The sequence below is a fragment of the Chryseobacterium flavum genome (assembly GCF_003385595.1).
In the GTDB taxonomy this organism is placed as follows: Bacteria; Bacteroidota; Bacteroidia; order Flavobacteriales; family Weeksellaceae; genus Chryseobacterium; species Chryseobacterium flavum.
The window spans coordinates 1-22985 of the sequence record NZ_QNUE01000018.1; the positions used below are offsets into that span (position 1 = coordinate 1).

Annotated in this window: 15 protein-coding genes and 1 rRNA gene; 15 read left to right on the top strand and 1 reads right to left on the bottom strand. The window is 37.2% G+C overall.

Going from position 1 to position 22985, the window contains the following annotated elements; genetic code table 11:
- The 11 genes from rrf to DRF59_RS17420 form a co-directional block, all read left to right on the top strand.
- Nucleotides 1-81 (top strand): 5S ribosomal RNA (gene rrf, locus DRF59_RS17370); the annotation flags it as partial.
- Between the two features lie 289 nt (nt 82-370).
- Nucleotides 371-1693 carry a sigma-54-dependent transcriptional regulator gene (locus tag DRF59_RS17375; RefSeq protein WP_115963172.1) on the top strand — a complete coding sequence of 441 codons (1323 nt, stop codon included), beginning with the start codon at nt 371-373 and terminating at the stop codon, nt 1691-1693.
- A 353-nt stretch (nt 1694-2046) separates the two neighbouring features.
- Nucleotides 2047-2124, top strand: a complete 78-nt coding sequence (locus tag DRF59_RS21310; RefSeq protein WP_077415921.1) for a potassium-transporting ATPase subunit F — start codon at nt 2047-2049, stop codon at nt 2122-2124.
- 6 nt (nt 2125-2130) lie between these two features.
- On the top strand, nt 2131-3825 hold the full coding sequence (kdpA, locus tag DRF59_RS17385) for a potassium-transporting ATPase subunit KdpA (RefSeq protein ID WP_115963175.1): 1695 nt from the start codon (nt 2131-2133) through the stop codon (nt 3823-3825).
- A 174-nt stretch (nt 3826-3999) separates the two neighbouring features.
- Nucleotides 4000-6039, top strand: a complete 2040-nt coding sequence (gene kdpB, locus DRF59_RS17390) for a potassium-transporting ATPase subunit KdpB (RefSeq protein WP_115963178.1) — start codon at nt 4000-4002, stop codon at nt 6037-6039.
- Between the two features lie 10 nt (nt 6040-6049).
- On the top strand, nt 6050-6607 hold the full coding sequence (kdpC, locus tag DRF59_RS17395; RefSeq protein ID WP_115963181.1) for a potassium-transporting ATPase subunit KdpC: 558 nt from the start codon (nt 6050-6052) through the stop codon (nt 6605-6607).
- A gap of 103 nt (nt 6608-6710) precedes the next feature.
- Nucleotides 6711-7760: a porin gene (locus DRF59_RS17400; RefSeq protein ID WP_115963183.1), complete on the top strand. Its 1050-nt coding sequence runs from the start codon at nt 6711-6713 to the stop codon at nt 7758-7760.
- A 56-nt stretch (nt 7761-7816) separates the two neighbouring features.
- Entirely contained in the window at nt 7817-8926 is a 1110-nt protein-coding gene (locus DRF59_RS17405) for a sensor protein KdpD (RefSeq protein ID WP_115963186.1), read from the top strand.
- Nucleotides 8927-8931: 5 nt separating this feature from the next.
- Nucleotides 8932-10647, top strand: coding sequence for an ATP-binding protein (locus DRF59_RS17410; protein WP_115963189.1), 1716 nt, complete (start codon nt 8932-8934; stop codon nt 10645-10647).
- A 30-nt stretch (nt 10648-10677) separates the two neighbouring features.
- Complete coding sequence (locus tag DRF59_RS17415) at nt 10678-11205, top strand: STM3941 family protein (protein ID WP_115963192.1); 528 nt, start codon at nt 10678-10680, stop codon at nt 11203-11205.
- A 119-nt stretch (nt 11206-11324) separates the two neighbouring features.
- A complete protein-coding gene (locus DRF59_RS17420) occupies nt 11325-11789 on the top strand; it encodes a hypothetical protein (protein ID WP_115963195.1) in 465 nt (154 codons plus the stop codon).
- 75 nt (nt 11790-11864) lie between these two features.
- Here the strand turns inward: DRF59_RS17420 and ligA are convergent, their stop codons facing one another.
- Complete coding sequence (gene ligA, locus DRF59_RS17425) at nt 11865-13871, bottom strand: NAD-dependent DNA ligase LigA (RefSeq protein ID WP_115963198.1); 2007 nt, start codon at nt 13869-13871, stop codon at nt 11865-11867.
- 307 nt (nt 13872-14178) lie between these two features.
- Between ligA and DRF59_RS17430 the strand changes: the two genes are divergently transcribed.
- From DRF59_RS17430 to DRF59_RS17445, 4 genes are all read left to right on the top strand, one after another.
- On the top strand, nt 14179-17271 hold the full coding sequence (locus DRF59_RS17430; RefSeq protein WP_115963201.1) for a TonB-dependent receptor: 3093 nt from the start codon (nt 14179-14181) through the stop codon (nt 17269-17271).
- Nucleotides 17272-17418: 147 nt separating this feature from the next.
- Complete coding sequence (locus DRF59_RS17435) at nt 17419-18165, top strand: glycerophosphodiester phosphodiesterase (protein ID WP_115963204.1); 747 nt, start codon at nt 17419-17421, stop codon at nt 18163-18165.
- Between the two features lie 338 nt (nt 18166-18503).
- Complete coding sequence (locus DRF59_RS17440) at nt 18504-21476, top strand: SusC/RagA family TonB-linked outer membrane protein (protein ID WP_115963207.1); 2973 nt, start codon at nt 18504-18506, stop codon at nt 21474-21476.
- An 11-nt stretch (nt 21477-21487) separates the two neighbouring features.
- Nucleotides 21488-22933, top strand: coding sequence for a SusD/RagB family nutrient-binding outer membrane lipoprotein (locus DRF59_RS17445; protein WP_115963210.1), 1446 nt, complete (start codon nt 21488-21490; stop codon nt 22931-22933).
- The last annotated feature ends 52 nt before the right edge of the window (nt 22934-22985 follow it).

The following is a 22985-nucleotide window of genomic DNA, read 5'->3' on the forward strand; positions in this document are numbered from 1 at the left end:
CTGTTCCCATTCCGAACACAGAAGTTAAGCCCACCAGCGCCGATGGTACTGCTAACGCGGGAGAGTAGGCCGCCGCCAGTTTTTATTTTATTTTTAAAATCCTTTATCGTTATGATAAAGGATTTTTTTGTTATATACCCCCTGTGAATGAGCAATAGGCAATAAGCAATAGGCTATAAGCCATCAGCCATGAGCCATTAGCAAGAATTGACAATGAGTACAGCCCACCATTCATCAATTACCCTGAATCCATATCCCAAAACTTATAACTCATAACTCATAACTTATTCAAATAACTATTTCCTTCTATTACCCCGTTTTCCTCGAATAAATTCAATAAGTTTGTACTAGTTTTCCAAAAATAATTACAATGTCAGGAAACATTCTGATCATCGATGATGAGATCAAACTCCTTAAATTACTAGGAATGATCCTTTCCCAAGAGAGTTTTAATGTAAAAGAAGCTTCTACAACACGTTCAGCAATGACGATGCTGGAGCAATATGAATTTGATGTTGTTCTGAGCGATGTTCGTCTGCCTGATGCTTTTGGAGTAGAGCTGGTAAAGTCGATTAAAAGTAAATATCCGCAGCTGGAGATCATCCTGATGACGGCATTCGGCAATATTACGGATGCAGTGCAGGCTATGAAGAATGGTGCATATGATTATCTGGTTAAGGGAGATGATAATGAGAAAATTATCCCATTGGTCTATAAGGCTCTTGATAAGGTAAAAGATAACAGATCAAAAGTTGTTCAGCAGGCTGTGACTAAGGGCTTTGATCAGATTATAGGTAAATCACCACTCATTTTGCAGGCTAAGAAATTAGCTGAAAAAGTGGCTTTAACCGATGCTGCTGTCCTTCTTACAGGTGAAACCGGTACGGGTAAAGAAGTTTTTGCCAGTGCTATTCACGAAGGAAGTGACAGGAAGAAAAATAGTTTTGTAGCGATCAACTGTTCGGCATTCAGTAAAGATATTCTGGAGAGTGAGCTTTTTGGTCATAAGCAAGGAGCTTTTACCGGTGCTTTAAAAGACAAAAAAGGATTAATTGAAGAAGCTAACGGAGGAACTTTATTTCTGGATGAAATTGGCGAAATGCCTATAGAGCTTCAGGCAAAATTGCTCAGAGTTTTAGAAACCAGGGAATTTATCAAAATGGGTGAAACCAAAGTTTCTAAATCTGACTTCAGGTTAATTGCTGCTACCAATAGAGATCTGGTAGATGAAATAAAGCAGGGGAATTTCAGAGAAGATCTCTACTTCAGACTGAATGTCTTTGAGATTACCCTTCCGCCATTAAGAGAAAGAAAAGAAGACCTTAAAACCATTGCCAAGCATTTTATAGATGTCTTTTCACATAAGCTTCATCTGACAGCAGTTCAGGTAAATCCCGACTATTATAAAGCACTGGAACGAAACGATTGGAAAGGCAATATCCGAGAATTGAGAAATGCTGTGGAGCGAAGTTTGATTTTGATGGATAACAATATCCTTAATGCGGACAGTCTTCCCCATTATTCGGAAAAAGCTGTTCCTGAAAATGATTCTTTAAGTATCAGATCACTGGAAAAAATACATATCCAAAAAGTATTACAGTATACAAAAGGAAATAAGGCAGAAGCTGCCCGATTACTTGAAATCGGCATTGCCACGCTATACCGGAAACTGGAAGAATACGGATTAAAATAAACTTTTTATCATTTTAATAATGGGCCTATCATTTTGATAGGCTTTTTTGTTTTTATATAGTTTAATATTTTACTTTAATTAATTGTTAATCATGTGTTTATGTGTTTGTTTTTCAAAGTGGACTTTCTTTTGGCATATAGTCTCTGAATAAAATATTTAAAAATGACAATTTCTAGAAAAACGTTTAAAAAACGGGAGCACTCTACTTTTAGTCTGCTGATTGTATCGTACGTATTGTTGACTCTTTTAACCTTAATGATTGAAATATGATGCTCATAAGTTTAATTCTGCTTTTTGCAGTGTTGTTTTGGCTTTTATATAAATCAGTTGAATTTTTTGATAGAATATAAATTATGTGGAGTTTATTTTTCCTCTCAATACTTGCCTTCGTGTATATCTGTTATGTTTTAATAAAACCTGAAAAATTTTAATCCATCATGAATACAGAAATATTAGGCATTATAGCAATGTTTGCTATCACATTAGTTATCGGAATATTTTTAGGGAAATATATAGCTAATGTCTATGGATACAAAAAAACTTTTCTTGATCCGGTTTTTGAGCCCGTTGAAAAGTTAATTTATAAAGTTTCAGGGATTAATCCTGCCCGCCAGATGAACTGGAAACAGAATATGTATGCCATGCTGGCAATTAATCTGATCTGGTTTATCATTGGCTTTCTTCTTTTGCTGAATCAGTCTTGGCTTCCTTTAAACCCTGACGGAAATCCGAATATGTCGCCCGATCTGGCTTTTAATACGACCATTTCATTCTTAGTCAACTGCAATTTACAGCACTATTCGGGAGAATCGGGAGTAAGCTATCTGAGCCAGCTTTATCTGATGTTTTTACAGTTTGTCACAGCTGCAACGGGAATGGCAGCAATGGCTGTTCTTTTCAAAGCTTTTAAAGAAAAAACAAGTATCGAACTGGGGAACTTTTACGATTATTTCACAAAATCAATGATCAGAATTCTGGTTCCAATCAGTGTAATTGTTGCTTTAATTCTTTCTATAAACGGAAGTCCTATGACTTTTGAAGGGAAAGACCATATCATAACACTTGAAGGTCAGAAAGCAGATGTTTCCAGAGGTCCTGTATCAGCATTTGTTGCAATCAAGCATTTAGGAACCAATGGAGGAGGATTTTTTGGAGCGAACTCTGCACATCCTCTTGAAAATCCCAATTATATGACCAATATGACAGAGATGGTAGCTCAGATGATCATTCCGTTCGCATTGGTATTTGCACTGGGCTTTTTTCTGAATAAAAGGAAACTTTCATGGGTGATCTTTACGGTAATGACTGTCGGTTTTCTGGCACTTACTATTCCGAATATAGTGAATGAAACAGGAGGAAACCCTCTGATTACAAAAATGGGAGCGGAAAACGGTCTGGGAGCTATGGAAGGGAAGGAAATCCGTTTCGGAAGTGCAGCATCAGGATATTGGAGTATTGCCACCACCGTAATTTCTACAGGATCAGTGAACTCAATGCATGACAGTACGATGCCTCTTTCCGGGATGAATGAATTGCTTGCGATGATGATCAACTGTTTTTACGGAGGTTGTGGAGTTGGTATCCTGAACTATTTCATCTTTATTATTCTTGCTGTATTTATCAGTGGTCTGATGGTAGGAAGAACCCCTGAATTTATGGGTAAAAAGATTGAAGCGAAAGAAATGAAGATTGCGATGATCGTAGCTTTATTCCATCCTTTCCTGATTCTTGCAGGAACAGCTTTAACAGCTTATTTGCCGGAATTTGGAGCAAAGACATTGAATAATCCTGGTTTTCATGGTTTCAGTGAAATGCTGTACGAGTTTACTTCTTCTGCAGCGAATAACGGATCAGGGTTTGAAGGTCTCGGAGACAATACACCATGGTGGAATATCTCAACAGGAATTGTACTGCTACTCTCAAGATTCATTCCGATTATAGGACCGGTAGCAATTGCAGGCTTATTGGCACAGAAGAAATATATCCCTGAAAGTTCAGGAACGCTGAAAACGGATACGGCAACTTTTGGTTTTATGACTTTAGCAGTGATATTGCTGATTGCAGCGTTGTCTTTCTTCCCTGCACTGACACTAGGTCCTATTGCAGAGCAGATCCAGTATTTCTCAAAATAAATGTGAACATTAAAAATTAAAATCAATATTCAACCATTAAGGAAGCCGAAAAGTTAGGAAGCTAGTCTGACACTTACTGAAACGTTCACTTAATATTATCCATATCTATCCCAATTATCTGGCAGACCTTGATGGTTACTATTGATTTACAATGATATAAATTCTTTCAAAAAAATGAAAAATCAGTCACAAGCATTGTTTCAAAGAGATTTGGTCAACGAAGCGATAAAACAGTCCTTTGTAAAACTGAATCCGAAAATTATGTTTAAAAATCCGGTAATGTTCCTGGTGGAGATCGGAACCATAGTCATGTTTATTGTAAGCATGTTCAGCCTTACCGGTGATAAAACTCAGGGAAGCTTTTCCTACAACTTTTTAGTATTTATAATTTTATTTTTCACCGTTTTGTTTGCCAACTTTGCAGAAGCTATTGCAGAGGCAAGAGGAAAAGCACAGGCTGATACCCTCAGAAAAACAAGGGAAGAAACTCCGGCCAAATTAGTGCTTAATAATAAACCGGGATTTCAGGTAGAAATAAGCCTGAAAATGTCTGCTGAAATGAAATTAGGTGATATCTTCCTTTGTGAAGCGGGAGATCAGATTCCTATGGATGGGGAGATTATTGAAGGCCTGGCAACCATTGATGAATCTGCTATTACAGGAGAAAGTGCACCTGTGATCCGTGAAGCCGGAGGAGATAAAAGCTCTGTAACAGGAGGTACAAAAGTACTTTCAGACAGGATTAAAGTGAAAGTAACCACAAAACCGGGAGAATCTTTTCTGGATAAAATGATCGCCCTTGTAGAAGGAGCATCAAGACAAAAGACACCTAATGAAATCGCATTAACCATACTTTTAGCAGGATTTACTCTTACATTTATTATTGTTACTCTTACTTTAAAGCCTTTTGCAGACTATGCGCAGACTCCGATTACCATAGCAGCATTTATCTCTCTTTTCGTATGTCTTATTCCGACAACGATCGGGGGTCTGCTTTCTGCAATCGGGATTGCGGGAATGGACAGAGCATTGAGAGCGAATGTGATTACCAAAAGTGGTAAAGCAGTAGAAACAGCAGGAGATATCGATGTTCTGTTGCTTGACAAAACCGGAACAATTACCATAGGAAACCGTAAGGCAACACAATTTCATCCTGCTAACGGAATTCAGCTTGAAGAATTCATTAAAGCTTCTGCATTAAGTTCTGTAGCTGATGAAACACCGGAAGGGAAATCTATTATTGAACTGAGTGCCCTAAAAACTGAAGATTTATTGGTTTCAAATCCTTCTTATATTGATTTTACTGCGGAAACAAGAACTTCAGGAATTGATTTTGACGAAACAAGAATCCGTAAAGGAGCTTACGATACCATAAAAAAACTGACTGAAAAAGCCGGGAATATCTTCCCGCAGGAAACTCAGGATGCTGTCACCAAAATTTCTGAAAACGGAGGAACCCCTTTGGTAGTAGCTGTTAATGAAAAGGTATGGGGAGTGATCGAACTTCAGGATATTATCAAAACCGGAATTCAGGAACGTTTCCAGAGACTGAGAAAAATGGGCGTTAAAACGGTGATGGTAACCGGGGATAATCCTCTGACCGCAAAATTCATTGCAGAAAAAGCAGGTGTAGATGACTTTATTGCCGAAGCAAAACCTGAAGATAAGATGAATTATATTAAAAAGGAACAGCAGGAGGGTAAGCTCGTAGCGATGATGGGAGATGGTACCAATGATGCTCCGGCACTGGCACAAGCCGATGTAGGTGTAGCGATGAACAGCGGAACTCAGGCTGCTAAAGAAGCCGGGAACATGGTAGACCTGGATAATGACCCTACAAAGCTGATTGAAATTGTGGAAATCGGGAAGCAGCTATTGATGACAAGGGGAACATTGACGACTTTCAGTATTGCAAACGACGTAGCGAAGTATTTTGCCATTATTCCGGCACTCTTCATTACTTTCATTCCTTCCCTTCAGAAGCTGAATATTATGAACCTTCACAGTCCGGAGACGGCCATATTATCAGCGGTTATTTTTAATGCGGTGATCATTCCCTTCCTGATTCCCCTGGCACTGAAAGGAGTAGCTTATAAGCCGATCGGGGCAAGTGCATTGTTAAGAAGAAACCTTTTGATCTACGGTTTGGGCGGAGTTATTGTTCCATTCATCGGGATCAAAATCATTGATCTGATAATCAGTTTATTCTATTAAAATTTTAAAAATGAAAAATCATATTGTTTCAGCATTCAGATTAACGCTTGTAATGCTGGTGGTAACAGGAATTTATCTGGCAATTGTATATGGAGGCTCTAAAATACTTCCAAACAAAGGAAACGGAGAGGTTATTTTTGATAAAGGGCAGAAGTTCTATGTCAATATCGGACAGGAATTTAAATCTGAAAAATATTTTCACGGCCGCCCTTCTTCTGTCAACTATAATGCAGCAGGAAGCGGGGGAAGCAACAAAGGTCCAAGCAACAAAGAATATCTGGAGATCGTACAGAAAAGAATTGACACTTTAAAAATGGATAATCCTGAAATGGATAATACAAAAGTACCTGTAGAGCTTGTTACAGCAAGTGGAAGCGGGCTGGATCCGGATATTTCTGTAGAAGGAGCTTTATATCAGGCAAAAAGAATTGCAAAAGTGAGAAACCTTTCCGAAGAGCAGGTCAGAAACTTAATTAGTACTCAAACTGAAAAGCCGTTGTTAGGACTTTTCGGGCCGTCAAAAGTAAATGTTTTGACACTTAATATTGCTTTGGATCAATTAAAATAATAAATTAATAATCAAATAATCATGTCAGGATTTTAAACTCTGACATGATTAACATACCTTAAATAAAGTGAAAAAATATCTAGTTATAGGTGCTGTTTTAGGAATGTTTTTTTCAAAAGCACAGTTATCAGATTCATTGAAAACAGAGAATAAGGTTACATTCTCCGCTTATGCAGAACTGTTTTATACTTACGATTTTAATGAACCGGGTAATCATGTACGTCAAAACTTTTTATATTCATATAACAGGCATAATGAAATAAACCTGAATCTGGGCTTGGTAAAAGCGAATTACCAGAGTGAAAATATCCGTGCTAATTTAGCTTTAATGGCCGGAACTTATGCACAGGATAATATGGCTGCAGAGCAGGATGCGTTGCGATATGTGAACGAAGCCAATGTAGGAATCAGAATATCAGAAAATAAAAACTTATGGATTGATGCAGGGATTATGCCTTCACATATAGGCTGGGAAAGTGCTATAGGAAAAGATAATGTTAATCTGACAAGAAGTTTGGCCGCAGAGAACTCTCCATACTTTGAGACCGGAGCTAAAATCTCTTATACTTCAGATAACGGGAAATGGTTTATAAGCGGACTGGTCCTGAATGGATGGCAACGTATTGCTAAGGCTGAAGGTAATCAGAGTATATCCTTCGGACATCAGGTAACCTATAAACCCAATGATAAAATTACCCTGAACAGTAGTTCATTTATTGGAAATGACAAGGCGAAAGAAGACAAAAGGATGCGCTATTTCCATGATTTATACGGAAGCTTCCAGATCACGGATCAGTTTTCTGCTATACTGGGATTTGATATCGGTGCTGAGCAAAAATCAAAAGGAAGTGATCAGTATAATATTTGGTATAGTCCGAATGTTCAGATGAAATATCAGGTGGACAGTAAATGGGCTCTGGCAGGAAGGTTTGAGTATTATAACGATAAGAACGGTGTGATTATCAGTACAGAAACGCCTAATGGATTCCAGACATTCGGATATTCTCTCAATGTAGATTATGCTATATTCAAAAATGTAGTTTTCCGTACGGAAGCGAGAGGCTTTACCTCAAAAGATGCCATTTTCGCGAAAAATGAGGATCTTAAAAAAGGAAATTTCTTTATAACATCAAGTTTAGCTGTGTGGTTTTAAAATGAGTATCAACTCAGGAAAAAGTGTTTAAAGTAAAATTAAAAAGAATAAAATCAATGTCATCAGCAAAAGATTTTTTAGAACTGATTCAAAAATCCCGTAAAGGAAAATTCAAAATTTATATCGGGATGAGTGCGGGGGTAGGAAAGAGTTTTCGTATGCTCCAGGAAGCACATTCCCTTTTGCGAAATGGCATTGATGTAAAGATCGGATATATTGAAACCCATGGTCGGGAAGAAACTGAAGCTTTGGTAGAAGGTATTCCTCAGATTGAAAGAAAATCAGTTTTTTATAAGGGAAAGAACCTTGAGGAAATGGATCTTCAGGCCATAATCAATGAACATCCTGAAGTAGTTCTGGTAGATGAACTTGCCCATACCAATGTAGAAGGGTCTAAAAATAAAAAAAGGTGGCAGGATGTGCTGGAAATTCTTGATAATGGAATCAACGTTATCAGTGCCATGAATATCCAGCATATCGAAAGCCTGAATGAAGAGGTAAAGAAAATCACAGGAGTAGAAGTATCGGAACGGGTCCCGGATAAGGTTTTGGCATTGGCAGATGAAGTGGTGAATATTGACCTTACAGCTGACGAACTGCTGACCCGTTTGAAAGAAGGAAAAATTTATAAAAAGGAAAAAATTCAGACGGCACTGAGTAATTTCTTTCAGAGCGGACATATTCTGCAGCTTCGTGAGCTGGCTTTAAAAGAAGTAGCCACCCATGTGGAAAGAAAGGTGGAAACAGAAATCAAAACCGAAAATTTTAAACCGATAAAATTTTTAGCCTGTATCAGCAGTAATGAAAAGATTGCTAAAACAATTATCCGGAAAACAGCAAGATTAGCCAGTTACTATAACAGTCCGTGGACTGTTTTATACATTCAGAAGCCTTCTGAAAATCCGGAAAAAATAGCATTGGACAAACAGCGGTATTTAATTAATAATTTTAATTTAGCACAGGAATTGGGTGCCAAAGTGGTCCGGATCAAAGAAAGCAGTGTTCATAACGGAATCCTGGAATACGTGATTGCCCATAATATTACAACGGTCTGCATTGGTAAACCTCATGCCAGGCTCTGGCAGCGGCTGTTTGGGTACAGCTGGATCTATACCCTGATGAACAGGCTGAATGAAAGACAGATAGATATTATTATTTTATCTTAAAAGTAATGAAACTTAAAACGAAACTTACCTTAGGCGTGGGCCTTTTATTTTTACTGATCGTTCTGCTTTCAGTGATAGGTTCTGTATATATCAATAAATTAAAATCAGATACTGAAAAAATTCTCACAGCCAATTACAACAGTCTGGAATTTTCTAAAAATATGTTTCTGGCTCTCGATAATATCAGTACAGATAGTACAGTTGCAGTTGCAGATTTTCAGAAAAACAATAAACTTCAGGAGAAGAACCTTACAGAATTTGGAGAAAAAGAAGCGACACAGAATCTGAATCTTCATTTTAACAGTTATCTGAAAGATCCTGATATCCATAAAGAAAAACTAATCAGAGAAGATCTGGCCAAGATCATGTCTTTAAATATGAAAGGTATAGAACGGAAAAGTGATGTTGCCATCATTACGGCAGAAAATGCTACTTTCTGGATTGTAAGTTTAGGAACTGTATGCTTTCTGATCGCTTTTATCCTGCTTTTTAATTTACCCCAGACCATTGCAGAGCCCATCAATCAGCTTACTTTCAGTATCAAACAGATTGCTGATAAAAACTATAGTGAAAGGGTTCATTTCAAAGGAAGTGAAGAGTTCAACAGCCTGGCAGAATCGTTCAACAGTATGGCGGAGAAACTTCAGGAGTATGAAAGCAGCACGCTTTCCAAACAGCTGATGGATAAAAAACGTATCGAAACACTGGTCAACAATATGCATGATGCTGTGATTGGGCTGGATGAAAATCATTTTATCTACATGATCAATGATGAAGCCCTGAAAATTACCAATCTTCACAAGGAAGAAATTATTGGAAAAACGGCTCATGAAGTTGCGGTCAATAATGACCTGATGCGTGAACTGCTGAAAAATATTGATCATCCTGTAAAAGATCCTATTAAGATTGTTCGTGATAACAAGGAAAATTATTTTGAACAGGATATTATTCCTATTAACATTATAAAAACAGGAGAAAAAGAAAAGAAAAATATCGGAAAGGTAATTTTGTTAAGAAATATTACCCCTTTTAAAGAGCTTGATTTTGCCAAAACCAACTTTATTGCAACCATTTCCCATGAACTGAAAACCCCGATTTCTGCTATTAAAATGGGTGTACAACTTCTTGGAAACCAAAAGTTCGGGGAATTGAATGAGCAGCAGCAGGAATTGTTGAAAAGCATTAATGAAGACGGACAGCGCTTACTGGACATCACAGGCGAATTGCTTAATCTTTCTCAGGTCGAATCCGGAAATATCAGACTGACTATAGAAAAATGCTCCCCTAAGGAAATTGTGCAGACTGCGGTGAAGAATGTTGAAAAACTGGCTGAGCAGAAAAATATTGCTATCAGTACAGAATACCTTCTGGAAGACAGCGATGCTGTATCTGCAGATTTTGACAAAACAGTCTGGGTCATGAATAATTTTTTGACCAATGCTGTGAAACACTCTTTTCAGGATGAAAACATTAAAATTGTGGTAGAAAAATCAGATACTTTCATTCAGTTCAGTATTATTGATACCGGAAGTGGAATTGACGAGAAATACCACCGTCAGATCTTTGACCGCTATTTTCAGGTTCCCGGAGAACATCAGAATGGTACGGGACTGGGATTAGCAATCTCAAAAAATTTCATTGAAAAACAACATGGAGAAATAGGAGTGAAGAGTTCCCTGAATCATGGAAGTACATTTTATTTTAGGCTGCCTGTTTCTTAAAGTTATATATTTAACGAAAATCAATACAATATGAATGAGGTGCATTTTTATTCCAGCAAAACAAGAGGAATGGTAATGCTTGTTATCTCAGGGGTCTTTACCTGGATTCTCCTGTATTTTGATTTCTACAGGGAAAGTTATTTCAGCCTGATTGTTCTTTGCCTCGGATTAGGACTTTTTCTTTTTGGAATTATTTTTTCGTTACTGCTCCTGCTCAGAAGAAAGCCCTTACTGACGGTTAGCGACAAGCAAATTATAATTTACAGTGTGCTTAGAAAACCAAAAACAATTAATTTTGAAGAGGTCATTTTCTTTTTTGAATCAGATATGAAGTATCATGGAATTAAAACTTCTGAATATATCTGTGCCCTGATGAAGTTCCGGGAAGAAAAACCCGGCCTGTTGGACAGAATTTCAGCAGAACTGATGCCAGGTTCTCAAAATATAAAATATAGTATTCAGACTGATATTCTGCAGGTTGAAACAAAAACTTTATTAGAATTATTAAATAGCCGTATCAGACCTTATAATTTATTAAATAACGAAATAAAAGGTTAATTCAATAGAAAATTATTTAAATAAAATTTCTAAATTTGAATGATTTTCATATTGGAGCGAATATTCTTATTCATCCTTGTTTTGAAACAGATCTGTATTGTTAAATTAAAAATTATAAAATGAAAAAAACTTTACCTTTATTAGCGTCATTATTTTTTATCATATTAGGCGTTCAGGTATCAGCTCAGACTTTCACATTGGAGAAGCTTGCAGAGTTTAACAAATTGGGAATGCCTGAGTTTAAAAATGAAATGAAAAAGATCAATTACAGTTTTCATGATAAAACAGAAAGTTCAGAATTTAAGCTGAATGAATATGAAAGTCCTGATCATACATTTAAAATTGGAAAATTTGTATACAGTAAAGATAAATCACAGGACAGAATTGAGTGTGAATTTCCTGAGCAAAGAGATTACCACAAATTTCTTTCCGCAGCTATAAATGCAGGATATAAAGAAACGGGAAAAGGTAACATTATCACAAAAGAACCTTATGTTGATTACCATAAAGGCAAACAGCACATCAGATTCATTCTGCCAAAAGATAATCAAAACGGACCTTATAGCGTTCTTGTTTTCAAATAAAATCTTAAAAACTCAAAATAAAAAAGGCTGCGAATTATTTTCGCAGCCTTTATTTATCAGTCTGTGTAGAACTCATTAGTGCTTTTCGATCAGGTCCAGGAACTGCTGTTCATCCAGAATAGTGATGGTACCAATATCCTGAGCCTTTTTCAATTTACTTCCAGCCTTCTCACCTACAACAAGATAGTTAAGATTCTTAGATACGGCAGAAATGTTTTTTCCACCATGCTTTTCCACCATTTCTTCTGCCTGCTCTCGGGTAAATAATGATAGTTTTCCGGTAAAAAGGAAAGCTTTTCCTTCTAAAACATTGGATAAAACCTCGTTTGTATTTTCTCCTTTTTCAAGCTGTACCCCATAAGATTTTAAACGTTCTATCATCAATACATTTTCAGAATTATTGAAAAATTCTACAATGCTGACAGCAATTTTGGTTCCTATATCTTCAACCTGGCATAGCTCCTCAACGGAAGCATTTTTCAAATCTTCTATAGTAGGAAAATTTTTTACCAGCTTTTTGGCAACTGTTTCTCCCACATGCTTGATTCCAATTCCGTATAGAACTTTTTCAAATGGAATTTCTTTTGATTTTTCAATACCAGTAATAATATTCTGAGCTGATTTTTCAGCCATTCTTTCCAACGGGAGAAGCTGTTCTTTGGTTAAAGTATAGAAATCTGCAGGATTTTCAATTAATCTTTCCCTGTAAAGCTGTTCTATGGTCTCGCTTCCCAGGTTTTCTATATTCAAAGCCTTTCTGGAAACATAATGAATCATTCTTCCTACCACCTGTGGCGGACAGTGCAGCTCGTTGGGACAGAAGTGAATAGCCTGGTCCTCTATTTTTATCAGTTCTGTTCCACATTCAGGACAGTGCTTGATGTATTCTATCTCTTTACTTGTTTCAGTTCTTTTGTCGATGTTTACGCCGACAATTTTTGGAATAATTTCACCTCCTTTTTCTACGTATACGAAATCATGTTCGTGAAGATCCAGTTTTTTAATGATATCTTCATTGTGAAGGGAGGCTCTTTTTACAATGGTGCCGGCAAGTAAAACAGGTTTTAAATTAGCTACCGGAGTAATAGCTCCTGTTCTTCCTACCTGGTAGGACACGCTTTGAAGCTCTGTTTCTACTTTTTCAGCCTTAAACTTATAGGCCATAGCCCATCGTGGAGATTTGGCAGTATATCCGAGCTGTCGCTGCTGCTGGAGAGAATTGACCTTTAGAACAATTCCGTCAATTTCAAAAGGAAGATTATGACGTTCATTATCCCAGAATGTGATGAATTCCTTTACTTCATTCAGGGTTTTGCATAATTTTGCCTGCTGAGATGTTTTGAATCCCCAGCTTTGAGCTTTCTGAAGTAATTCCCAGTGTGTTTCTGCCGGAACTTCTTCAGAAATAAACTGATAGAGAACAGAAGATAAACCACGTTTTCTTACTTCTGCACTATCTTGCATTTTTAAGCTTCCACTGGCAGTATTTCTCGGATTCATGAATGGATCAAGACCTTCTTCCTCACGAATTTTATTGATTTTATCAAAGTTTTTTCTGGTCAGATAAATTTCACCCCGCATGAAAAACTGAGACGGAAAGTCCCCTTTTAAAGTAAGAGGAATATCTGAAATAGTGCGGACATTCGGGGTAATTTCATCTCCCTGAAATCCATCTCCCCGGGTTACTGCCTGGGTTAACTTACCGTTTTCGTAGAGAATAGAAATAGAGGCACCGTCATATTTCAGCTCCGCTACAAATTCTACCGGATCATTAATGGTTTTAATGATTCTCTTTTCCCAATCTTCCAGGTCATCAAAATCATAGGAATTATCCAGAGAATACATTCTGAATTTATGCTGAATAGTCGGGAAGACTTTGGTAATGCCACCTCCTACACGGACAGTTGGCGAGTTTTCGTCATAAAATTCGGGGTGTTTCGCTTCAAGGTCCTGAAGTTCTTCAAGAAGCATATCAAATTCATAATCTGAAATGGTGGGTGTATCGAGAAGATAATAGTTCTCATTATGTTGATGAAGCTCTTTACGGAGCTGCTCTATCTTTTGTTGAATGTTTTCAGACATTGCTGTTCTATCTTTTGAGCAAAAATAAATAAACTAATCCCATTTAAAAAATAACATTATTAAATATTCCGGGAAAATTAATAATGTGTAATATGTCTTAATGTATTGATTATATGATGGATAAATTGTGTGTTTAGAATAATTTAACATAATGTTTCAGTTTAATTAAAAAAATGTTAAAACTTCCTTAAACGGAGCACCCTTAAAGCAAAATACCTTTGCACATCTGATTTGAGGAACCTTCATGATTGTATACTATGAAAGTCATAAGGCTTCTGAAATTATAAAATAACTAAAGATCTTCGGAATGAAAAAAGTAAAGATTGTATTGGGATTATTGTTTTTAGGACTTGGAACAATGGCTTATGCACAGACCACGCAGGCCTCTATTGTTGGGAAAGTAACCGGACCGGGAAGTACGGCTCAGGAAAAAGTGAAGGTGACTATTATCAATGAGTCTACCGGATTCAGAACAGAAACGGAAACCAACTCCAAAGGGGAATATATTTTCAAGGAAATTCCTCTCGGCGGACCTTATACAGTTATTGTCAATGATGACAAAAAAGAAGGGTATAATGTCAACTTTGGTGATCAGGTAACTGTAAACATGAACCTGGGGGGTGAGAAGCAAATTGAAGAAGTAATGCTTACCGGGAACCTTAAGAACAAGATCGGAAACCTTGGAGCGGCTACAGCAATTTCTGCAAAGAATATCAGTATGCTTCCGGTGAACGGCAGGAATTTTACCAACCTTACCGAATTATCACCTTTGAGCGGAAAAGGAGGAAACTTATCCGGACAGCTTGGATCATCCACAAACTTTACCATTGATGGGATGACAGCAAAAAATCCAACTTCTGCAGGATCTACCACCAGCCGAAGCGGTGCACCGTTTTCAATTTCTATTGAAGCAGTACGTGAATTCAAAATCACCACCAACCAATATGATGTGACCCTTGGAAGAAGTGGAGGTGGAACGGTAAGTGCTGTTACCAAATCAGGAACCAATAAATTTTCCGGAAGCGCATGGGAATATTTAAGGACCAACTGGCTTTCCAGTCCATATGATATCAGAGGAAATAAAAGGCAGAATGATTTCTCTACTTCTCAGTTCGGATTCTCATTGGGAGGTCCAATCATTAAAAATAAGCTGCATTTCTTCGTTGCATGGGACCATCAGCTGGATTCAAGGCCTTTGATCATTGCTGATATCAGATCTCAGGAAGATGAGAAAAGGTTCAACACGACGACGGAAACGCTTAACCAGTTTCTGAATATTGCAAGATCAAAATATGGCGTGGGAAATACCCCGCAATTCGGAAGTTTTGATAAAGTAAGGAATTCAGATGCCGCATTTCTGCGTTTAGACTGGCAGATTAATGAGAAACACTTATTGACACTAAGAAATAACTTTACATATGACCTGAATAAAAATGGTTTAGGAGATAATACCAATATCAACTTCTTTGAGTCTTATGGAAATGATAAAAACCTTGATAATAGCCTGTTGTTAACTTTAAGATCAAATCTTAAACCTAATCTGACCAATGAGCTGAAAGCCCAGTATCTTTATACTTTCCAGGATAGTTACCAGAACAATGAATTGGGTAGACCGGTTCCAAGAGCTATTGTCGAAAATATTGTTTCTCCCGGAATAGGGGCAACAAATATTCAGATCGGAGGGCACCGCTTTGCCCAGGAAAGTTTTAGAAATAATGTATTCCAGATTGTTGATAATTTATATTATAATACGGATAAAGTGAAATATACTTTTGGAGCAGATCTGATGTATACAACTTCTAAATCCGTTTATGGAAGTGAGGTGAACGGAAGATTCCATTTCAGAGAAGATAATACGAAAAATCCGGGTAACCTTTACAATTTTGAAAATCTTAATGCATACCGGTTCTATAGGGAGGTCCCTTTGATGGATGATCCGTCAGTACGGTCGAATATCTGGAATATCGGTGTATATGGGCAGTTCCAGACTAAAATTGCAAACGGTCTTGATCTGATGGCAGGGTTGAGATTAGATTATGGTGGTTATCCTAAAGCTGAATTCAATCAAAAGCTGTTTGATGAGATGGGAATCAGAACAGATAATAAGATCAAGTCATTTGTTATCCAGCCCAGATTCCAGTTTGACTGGAACATCAATGAAGAAAATAAAGATTTCCTGAAATTCGGTGCAGGAATATTCTCTTCGGATATCAACAATTATATGATCATCAATAACCTTGTTTTTGATGGTAAACACCTGGCAACGGTGGATGTAAATCCTTCTGCTATTGGCCTTACTCCTGATTTTAACAGCTACAGACAGAATTACGGTGCGGTACCTTCGCTTGCACAATATCAGATTCCGACGATCAACTATACGGGAAAAGATGCTAAAATCCCAATTGTGTATAAAGCCAATATCTCCTATACTCACTTCTTTAATGAAAGATTCAGAGCCGGATTGGCTGCTTATATGGCGCTGGGAAGAAATAACTATTATTATTATGACCGAAATATGGAGGCGAATCCTTATTTTACACTGGCTAATGAAGGAGGCAGAGGTGTATTTGTTCCCGCTTCAGCAATAGATGGTGCAAAGGTTGACTGGAAAGCAGGAAGAATCAATACTAATTTCGGAAGAGTCCTTGAACTGGTAAGCGACGGTAAAGTGAACCAGTTCTCATTTGTTGTGGATACCAGTTACCGTTACTGGAAAGACGGAGAAATCACTGCGAGTTATACCTGGTCTGATATTAAAGATAACACCTCATACAACGGAAATGTGGCGAACTCAGCAACATTGTCTACCATGATTCAAAGTGACCCGAGAAATCTGAGAATGACATATTCAGATAATCAGTTCCGGAATAAAGTAGTCGTTTATGGAAATTCACCTACTATTGCAGGATTTACTTTGGGAATCAGGTATTCAGGAATCGGAGGAACTCGTTTCTCTGTGACAGCAGGAGGGAATGTGAACGGAGATTTCGTAGACTCAAACGATCTGGCTTATATCTTCCCTAATCTTACAGCACCTCTTCTGAATGATCCTGAAGTAGGAAAAGCATTAAAAGATTATATTACTGAATATAATAACAATATTGCTGAACGTAACGGTGGTAAAAATGGGTTTTACGGGGTCTGGGATGTACGTATTGCCAAAAAAATGAAGTTTGAAAAGGTGGGAGCATTTGAGCTTTCTGTTGATATTTTTAACGTTGCCAATCTGCTTAATAAAGAATGGGGAGTTAATAAATCATACGGTAATATGTCATTATACAGAATTACAGGATTTAACCAGGCAACCAAGCAGTTTGAATATGCTAAAAATACCAGTGGTTTAGCTCCTCTGTCAGGAAATCCGTATCAGATCCAGATCGGAGCAAAATATACTTTCTAACAAAAATTAATTAAACCACAAAAGACAGAAACAATTAAAGTGTCCGGAAATAACAAAAACTTTCAGCGCTTTTGTGGTTTAAAACCTTTTAAATAATTACCTTTATCAAAAGTCTACGGACTCGGATTTTAATTATCAATTAATATTATGAAAAATTTTATCTTAGGGTTAGCAGTTTTAAGTACAGTTTTAATGAAAGCACAAACCCGGATTATTGCACATAGAGGTTACTTCCAGTCTCAGCCTCCTACAACTGAAAATTCAATTAAATCTTTAGAGAATGCACAAAAGCTTAAAGTGTATGGTTCTGAGTTTGATGTAAGAATGACCAAAGATGGCGTATTGGTAATCAATCATGATGAGCATCATGGCAAAATGGAGATTTCAGAAACATCCTTTAAAGAACTTGAATCATTGAAGTTATCAAACGGAGAAAAGTTTCCAACATTAAAAGATTATCTGAAACAAGGAAAAAAGGATTCTTCCGTAAAGCTGATTGTAGAAATCAAACCAGCAAAAACTCCTGAAATCGAAAATGAAATCACTCAAAAGACGATCAAAATGATTAAGGATATGAAACTGGAATCTCAGAGTGAATTTATTTCTTTCAGTTTAAATATCTGTAAAGAGATTAAGAAAATTGCCCCGGAATTTAAAGTTCAGTATCTGAACGGAGAATTGTCTCCGGAACAAATAAAAAAAGAAGGACTTGACGGCATGGATTATCATTATAGTGTGTTCCAGAAAAATCCTACCTGGATTGCCGATGCGAAAGCATTGGGACTTATCACTAACGCATGGACGGTGAATGATGTGGCTGTATATGAACAATTGAAAAACCAAGGAATAGGATTTGTAACAACCAACATTCCGGAACAGTTAAAGAATAAATAAGATTCTTCTTTCTGAAGAAAACATACTATTTACAGCCTGTCTCTTTAAGGGGCAGGCTTCTTTATACACTATTTTAAAGGAACAGAAGATTCTCATAAGTGTTCGTAATATAGTATGTGTAAATATATTTTCTCAAGGAAAGACAATAAAGATACATCAATAATACTGCAAAATGATATTAAAAATCCTTAAATCATTTAAGTATCTGATAATGAATATTGTATGCTTTGTTGTTAAGAATGGGTTAATATTCCATTTAATAAACTTTTAATAAATGTTAAAATAGTATTAAAACCCTACTCGTAATGTCGTTTTAATTTTGCGCAAACAAAAAGGATATGCGTAAAGAGACACAAAAGCTATTGGCTCTGTCGTTGTTAGGATTGTTCAGTTGCAATCTGACGGCTCAGCAAAAAGCTAAAAAAGACACCATTAAAGGAATCGACGAAGTTGTGGTAACTGCTTTGGGAATCAAAAGACAGGACAAGTCATTGGGATACTCTACCCAGACTATTAAATCTGATGAAATTTTACAGACCCAAAATAACAACTGGGCACAGGCTTTAGAAGGTAAAGTTGCGGGTTTAAAAATTCAGACTGCCGGAGCAGGACCTCTTGGGACAAGCCGTATTACGCTTCGTGGAGATATTTCTATGAATATGGGAAATAATGGTGCTTTGATTGTTGTGGATGGTGTTCCTTTAAGTGAGAAAAGAACCGGAACCGGAACTTCAGCTTATGGCGCAGGTTCAGGAGGGGATTTACCCATTGACTATGGAGACAGTTTTAACAGCATTAATCCGGATGATATAGAATCAATCTCAATTCTGAAAGGTCCTACAGCATCTGCTTTATACGGTTCCAGAGGGTCCAGGGGAGCTATTATGATCACCACCAAATCCGGAAAAACCAGAAAGGGGAAAGTCCAGGTGACCTTAAATTCCTATTCAAGTTATGATACCGTTCTTAAATGGCCGGATTATCAATATGAATATGGACAGGGAACTCAGCAAAAAGATAAAAACGGGAATTATTATTATTCATATGGTGCCTCTGCAGATGGGGTAAATACAGGTTCTACCAGTAGTGCTTTCGGGCCGAAGTTTGACGGACAGTATTATTTTCAGTACGATCCAACTGTTGAAGGGCAAAGTCTTGAAAGGAAACTCTGGAGACCTTATAAAAATAATATCAAAGATTTCTGGCAGGTTGGTTCTACATACTCAAACAGTTTATCTGTAGAACATTCCAATGAATCTACAGCATTCAGGACATCACTTTCTTATTTAAATAATGAATGGATGATGCCCAATACAGGATTTAACAGATTGAACGCTGCTTTGTCTGTTGATCATAAACTTAGCAACAGGCTTAAAATCGGAACCAAGGTGAATTTCAGTCAGACAAAAAGTGATAACCTTCCGGCGACAGGATATAACAATCAGTCTATATCTTATTTCATGATATTCCAGAATCCAAACGTAGATCTGGAATGGTATAAACCGATCTGGAAAAAAGGACAGGAACAGGTAGATCAGATTCATCCTTTCAGCTCTTATATTGATAACCCTTATCTGATTGCTTACGAAAATCTGAACAGTACCAACAAAAAGATCCTTACCGGAAATATCAATATAAACTATCAGCTGGCAAAAAATCTTGACGTTGCTTATAAAACAGGTTTGGAGTGGAGCAATGAATTCCGTACACAAAGAAGGCCATGGAGCTCAGCCAATTATCTGAAAGGATATTACAGAGAGCAGTATATCAGATATTTTGACCTGAACAATGATATCTTATTTACCTATAAAAATACGTTTGGTGATTTCGGACTGACCGCTTCTGCAGGGGGAAATATCAGATACCATGAGTATACCATGAATGATTACAGGGCAATAGGGCTTAATAAAGCAGGTCTTTATCAGCTTTCCAATGCAACCTCACTGGACAGTAAACTTCCGAAGCCTAATGATAATCAGGTGAACAGTATGTATGCCCTGGCAAATTTCAGTTATAAAGATATGGTTTTCCTGGACGTAACTGCCAGAAACGACTGGAGTAGTACACTTCCAAGCCACAACAGGTCTTATTTTTATCCATCTGTATCTTCCTCTTTTATTTTATCGGATATCTTTAAATTAAAATCTGATAATCTTAATTTCTGGAAGCTGAGGCTATCATGGTCCAAAGTAGGAAATGACACTTACAATTACATGCTTGAGAAATACTATGAGAACAGTGTATTTGCAGGTTCTGTAGAGTCTCCGCTCTTATATCCGAATCCTGAATTGAGGCCCGAAATGATCACCAATATAGAAGGAGGAATGGATTTTACAATTCTGAAAAACAGACTGAATTTTAATTTTACGGCTTACCAGAATAATTCTAAAGATCAGACCATTATCATTCCTGTATTGTATGAAACCGGATATAACAGAAGAATCATTAACTCCGGTGAGCTTAGAAACAGAGGAATTGAATTATCATTAAATGCTTATCCTGTTAAAAATAAAAATTTTTCGTGGAATGTAAATGCGAACTGGTCAATGAACAGGAATAAGATCCTTTCTCTTCCTGAAGAGTTTAACGGACAACCTTATACGATGGCGAGTGTAGGCGGAGTAGTGTATTATAATGCTGTAGTAGGAGGATCATTGGGCGATATATACGGTTATGGCCTGATGTATTCACCGGACGGGCAGGTTATTTATGGTTCGGACGGGCTGACAGCCAAGCCTACAGAAATGAAAAAAATAGGAAATGCCTATCCGAAATGGAGGGCCGGGCTTCAGAATGAGTTTAAATATAAGAATATTACAGTCAGTTTCTCATTTGATGGTCAGTACAAAGGAATAGCATACTCGCAGTCACATCACAAAATGTCTGAACAGGGTAAACTTACTCATACCCTTGCAGGAAGAGATAATCCCGGTGGATTAATTGTAGGTCAGGGAGTTGTTCAAAATCCCGATGGAAGCTTCTCTCCAAATACAAAAGGAGTTCCGGTTTCTGCATATTACGGAGACTATTACAGAAGAGCTAATGTAGAGACCAATTCATTTGATACCTCATTCATTAAATTAAGAGATGCCAGAATTTCTTATTCTTTCCCGAAATCTGTAATAGAGCCATTAAAGGTTACAGATCTTACGCTAGCCCTGTTTGGAAGAAATCTTTGGATGTGGACGAAGTTCCCGTTGTTTGATCCGGAAGCTGCAACACTTGATGATTCCACCATTACACCAGGAGTTGAAATTGGGCAGTTGCCAACAGCCAGAACCGTAGGAATTCAGTTAAATGTTAAATTTTAAATCAGTAAAAAATGAAAAAATTATTCTATATATGTTCATTCCTTGCCTTGGCGGGAAGTACAATTTCATGCGACAGAAGCCTTGATGAAATTAATAAAGATACGAGCAGAATCAATGTTCCTGTCGCAAGTTCCCTGTTGGTTCCTATACAATATAATATGGCTTCTGTAGGATATAACAGAGCTAATGATTTTAATTTTGATCTTATGCAGGTTTCCCTGGATTTTCCAAATGAAGGAAACTCTCTGAGCCGTTATTATATTACTGAAAATACAGGAGCCGGTTTCTGGAATAATTCCTACAGATGGCTGAAGCAGGTAGATGACCTTAAAAAAGCTGCCATTGCTGAAGATAATAAAAATTATCAGGCTATTTCAATGGTTTTGAATGCATGGATCTATTCCAATCTTACAGATACATATGGGGATGTTCCGTTTTCTGAAGCGTCACAACTGGATGATAATATTTCCCAACCCAAATTTGATAAGCAGAAAGATATCTATATAAGTTTACTGGATGATCTGAAAACCGCTAATTCACTTTTTATTACCAATAAAATGCTTTCAGGGGGAGATCTTTTTTATAAGGCAGATACTGATGCAAACGGAATTACGAACTGGAAAAAATTTTGTAATTCTCTTTCTTTAAGACTTCTGACAAGAATTTTAAGCAGAGATGGAGAGGTAAATGTGAAAGACAGAATTAAAGAGATTGTTAACAATCCTATAATATACCCTCTCTTCCAAAGCAATGCAGATGCTGTTAAGTTAGACATTACAGGCGTTTCTCCATTAATGCCTCCTATTGCCAGACCACAGGATTTTACAACAGGGAGAGCAGCCTCTGAATTTTTTGTAAAGACCTTACAGGCAAATAATGACCCCCGTATGGCCATGTTCTTTACCCAGGCAAAAGACCTGAACAACATCAATATCGGATATGTGGGAGCTCCTTCTGGGTATCCTTTCGGAACTGTATTTAATTATCAGCCATCAAACCTTAACCAGAATTTAGCAAAAGCACCGTTAAAAATTTTCGTATATCCGTATGCAGAGCTGCAGTTCACTTTGGCAGAGCTGGCACTGAAAGGAATTATTCCGGGGAATGCACAAACCTTTTATGAAAACGGGGTGAAAGCATCCATAGAACAATGGGGCGCAGTAGTACCTGCCAATTATTTTGATAATCAGAATGTAGCTTATAACGGACAGATGGAAAGGATTATGCTTCAAAAATATATCGCTTTATTTTTTGTAGATCAGCAGCAGTGGTTTGAAAAACGAAGAACAGGATTTCCGGTACTTCCTAACAATGGAGGACTGTTAAATAATGGAGCACTTCCGCAAAGACTCATGTATCCGCCAAATCCTAAAGTATTGAATCCAGCCAACTACCAGGCAGCAGTCCAGCAAATGGGCGGAGATAACATCAATGTGAAAATGTGGTGGAATAAATAATAATAAATATAAAGAAATAACAATAAAATATTAAAGATGAGTATCAATATAA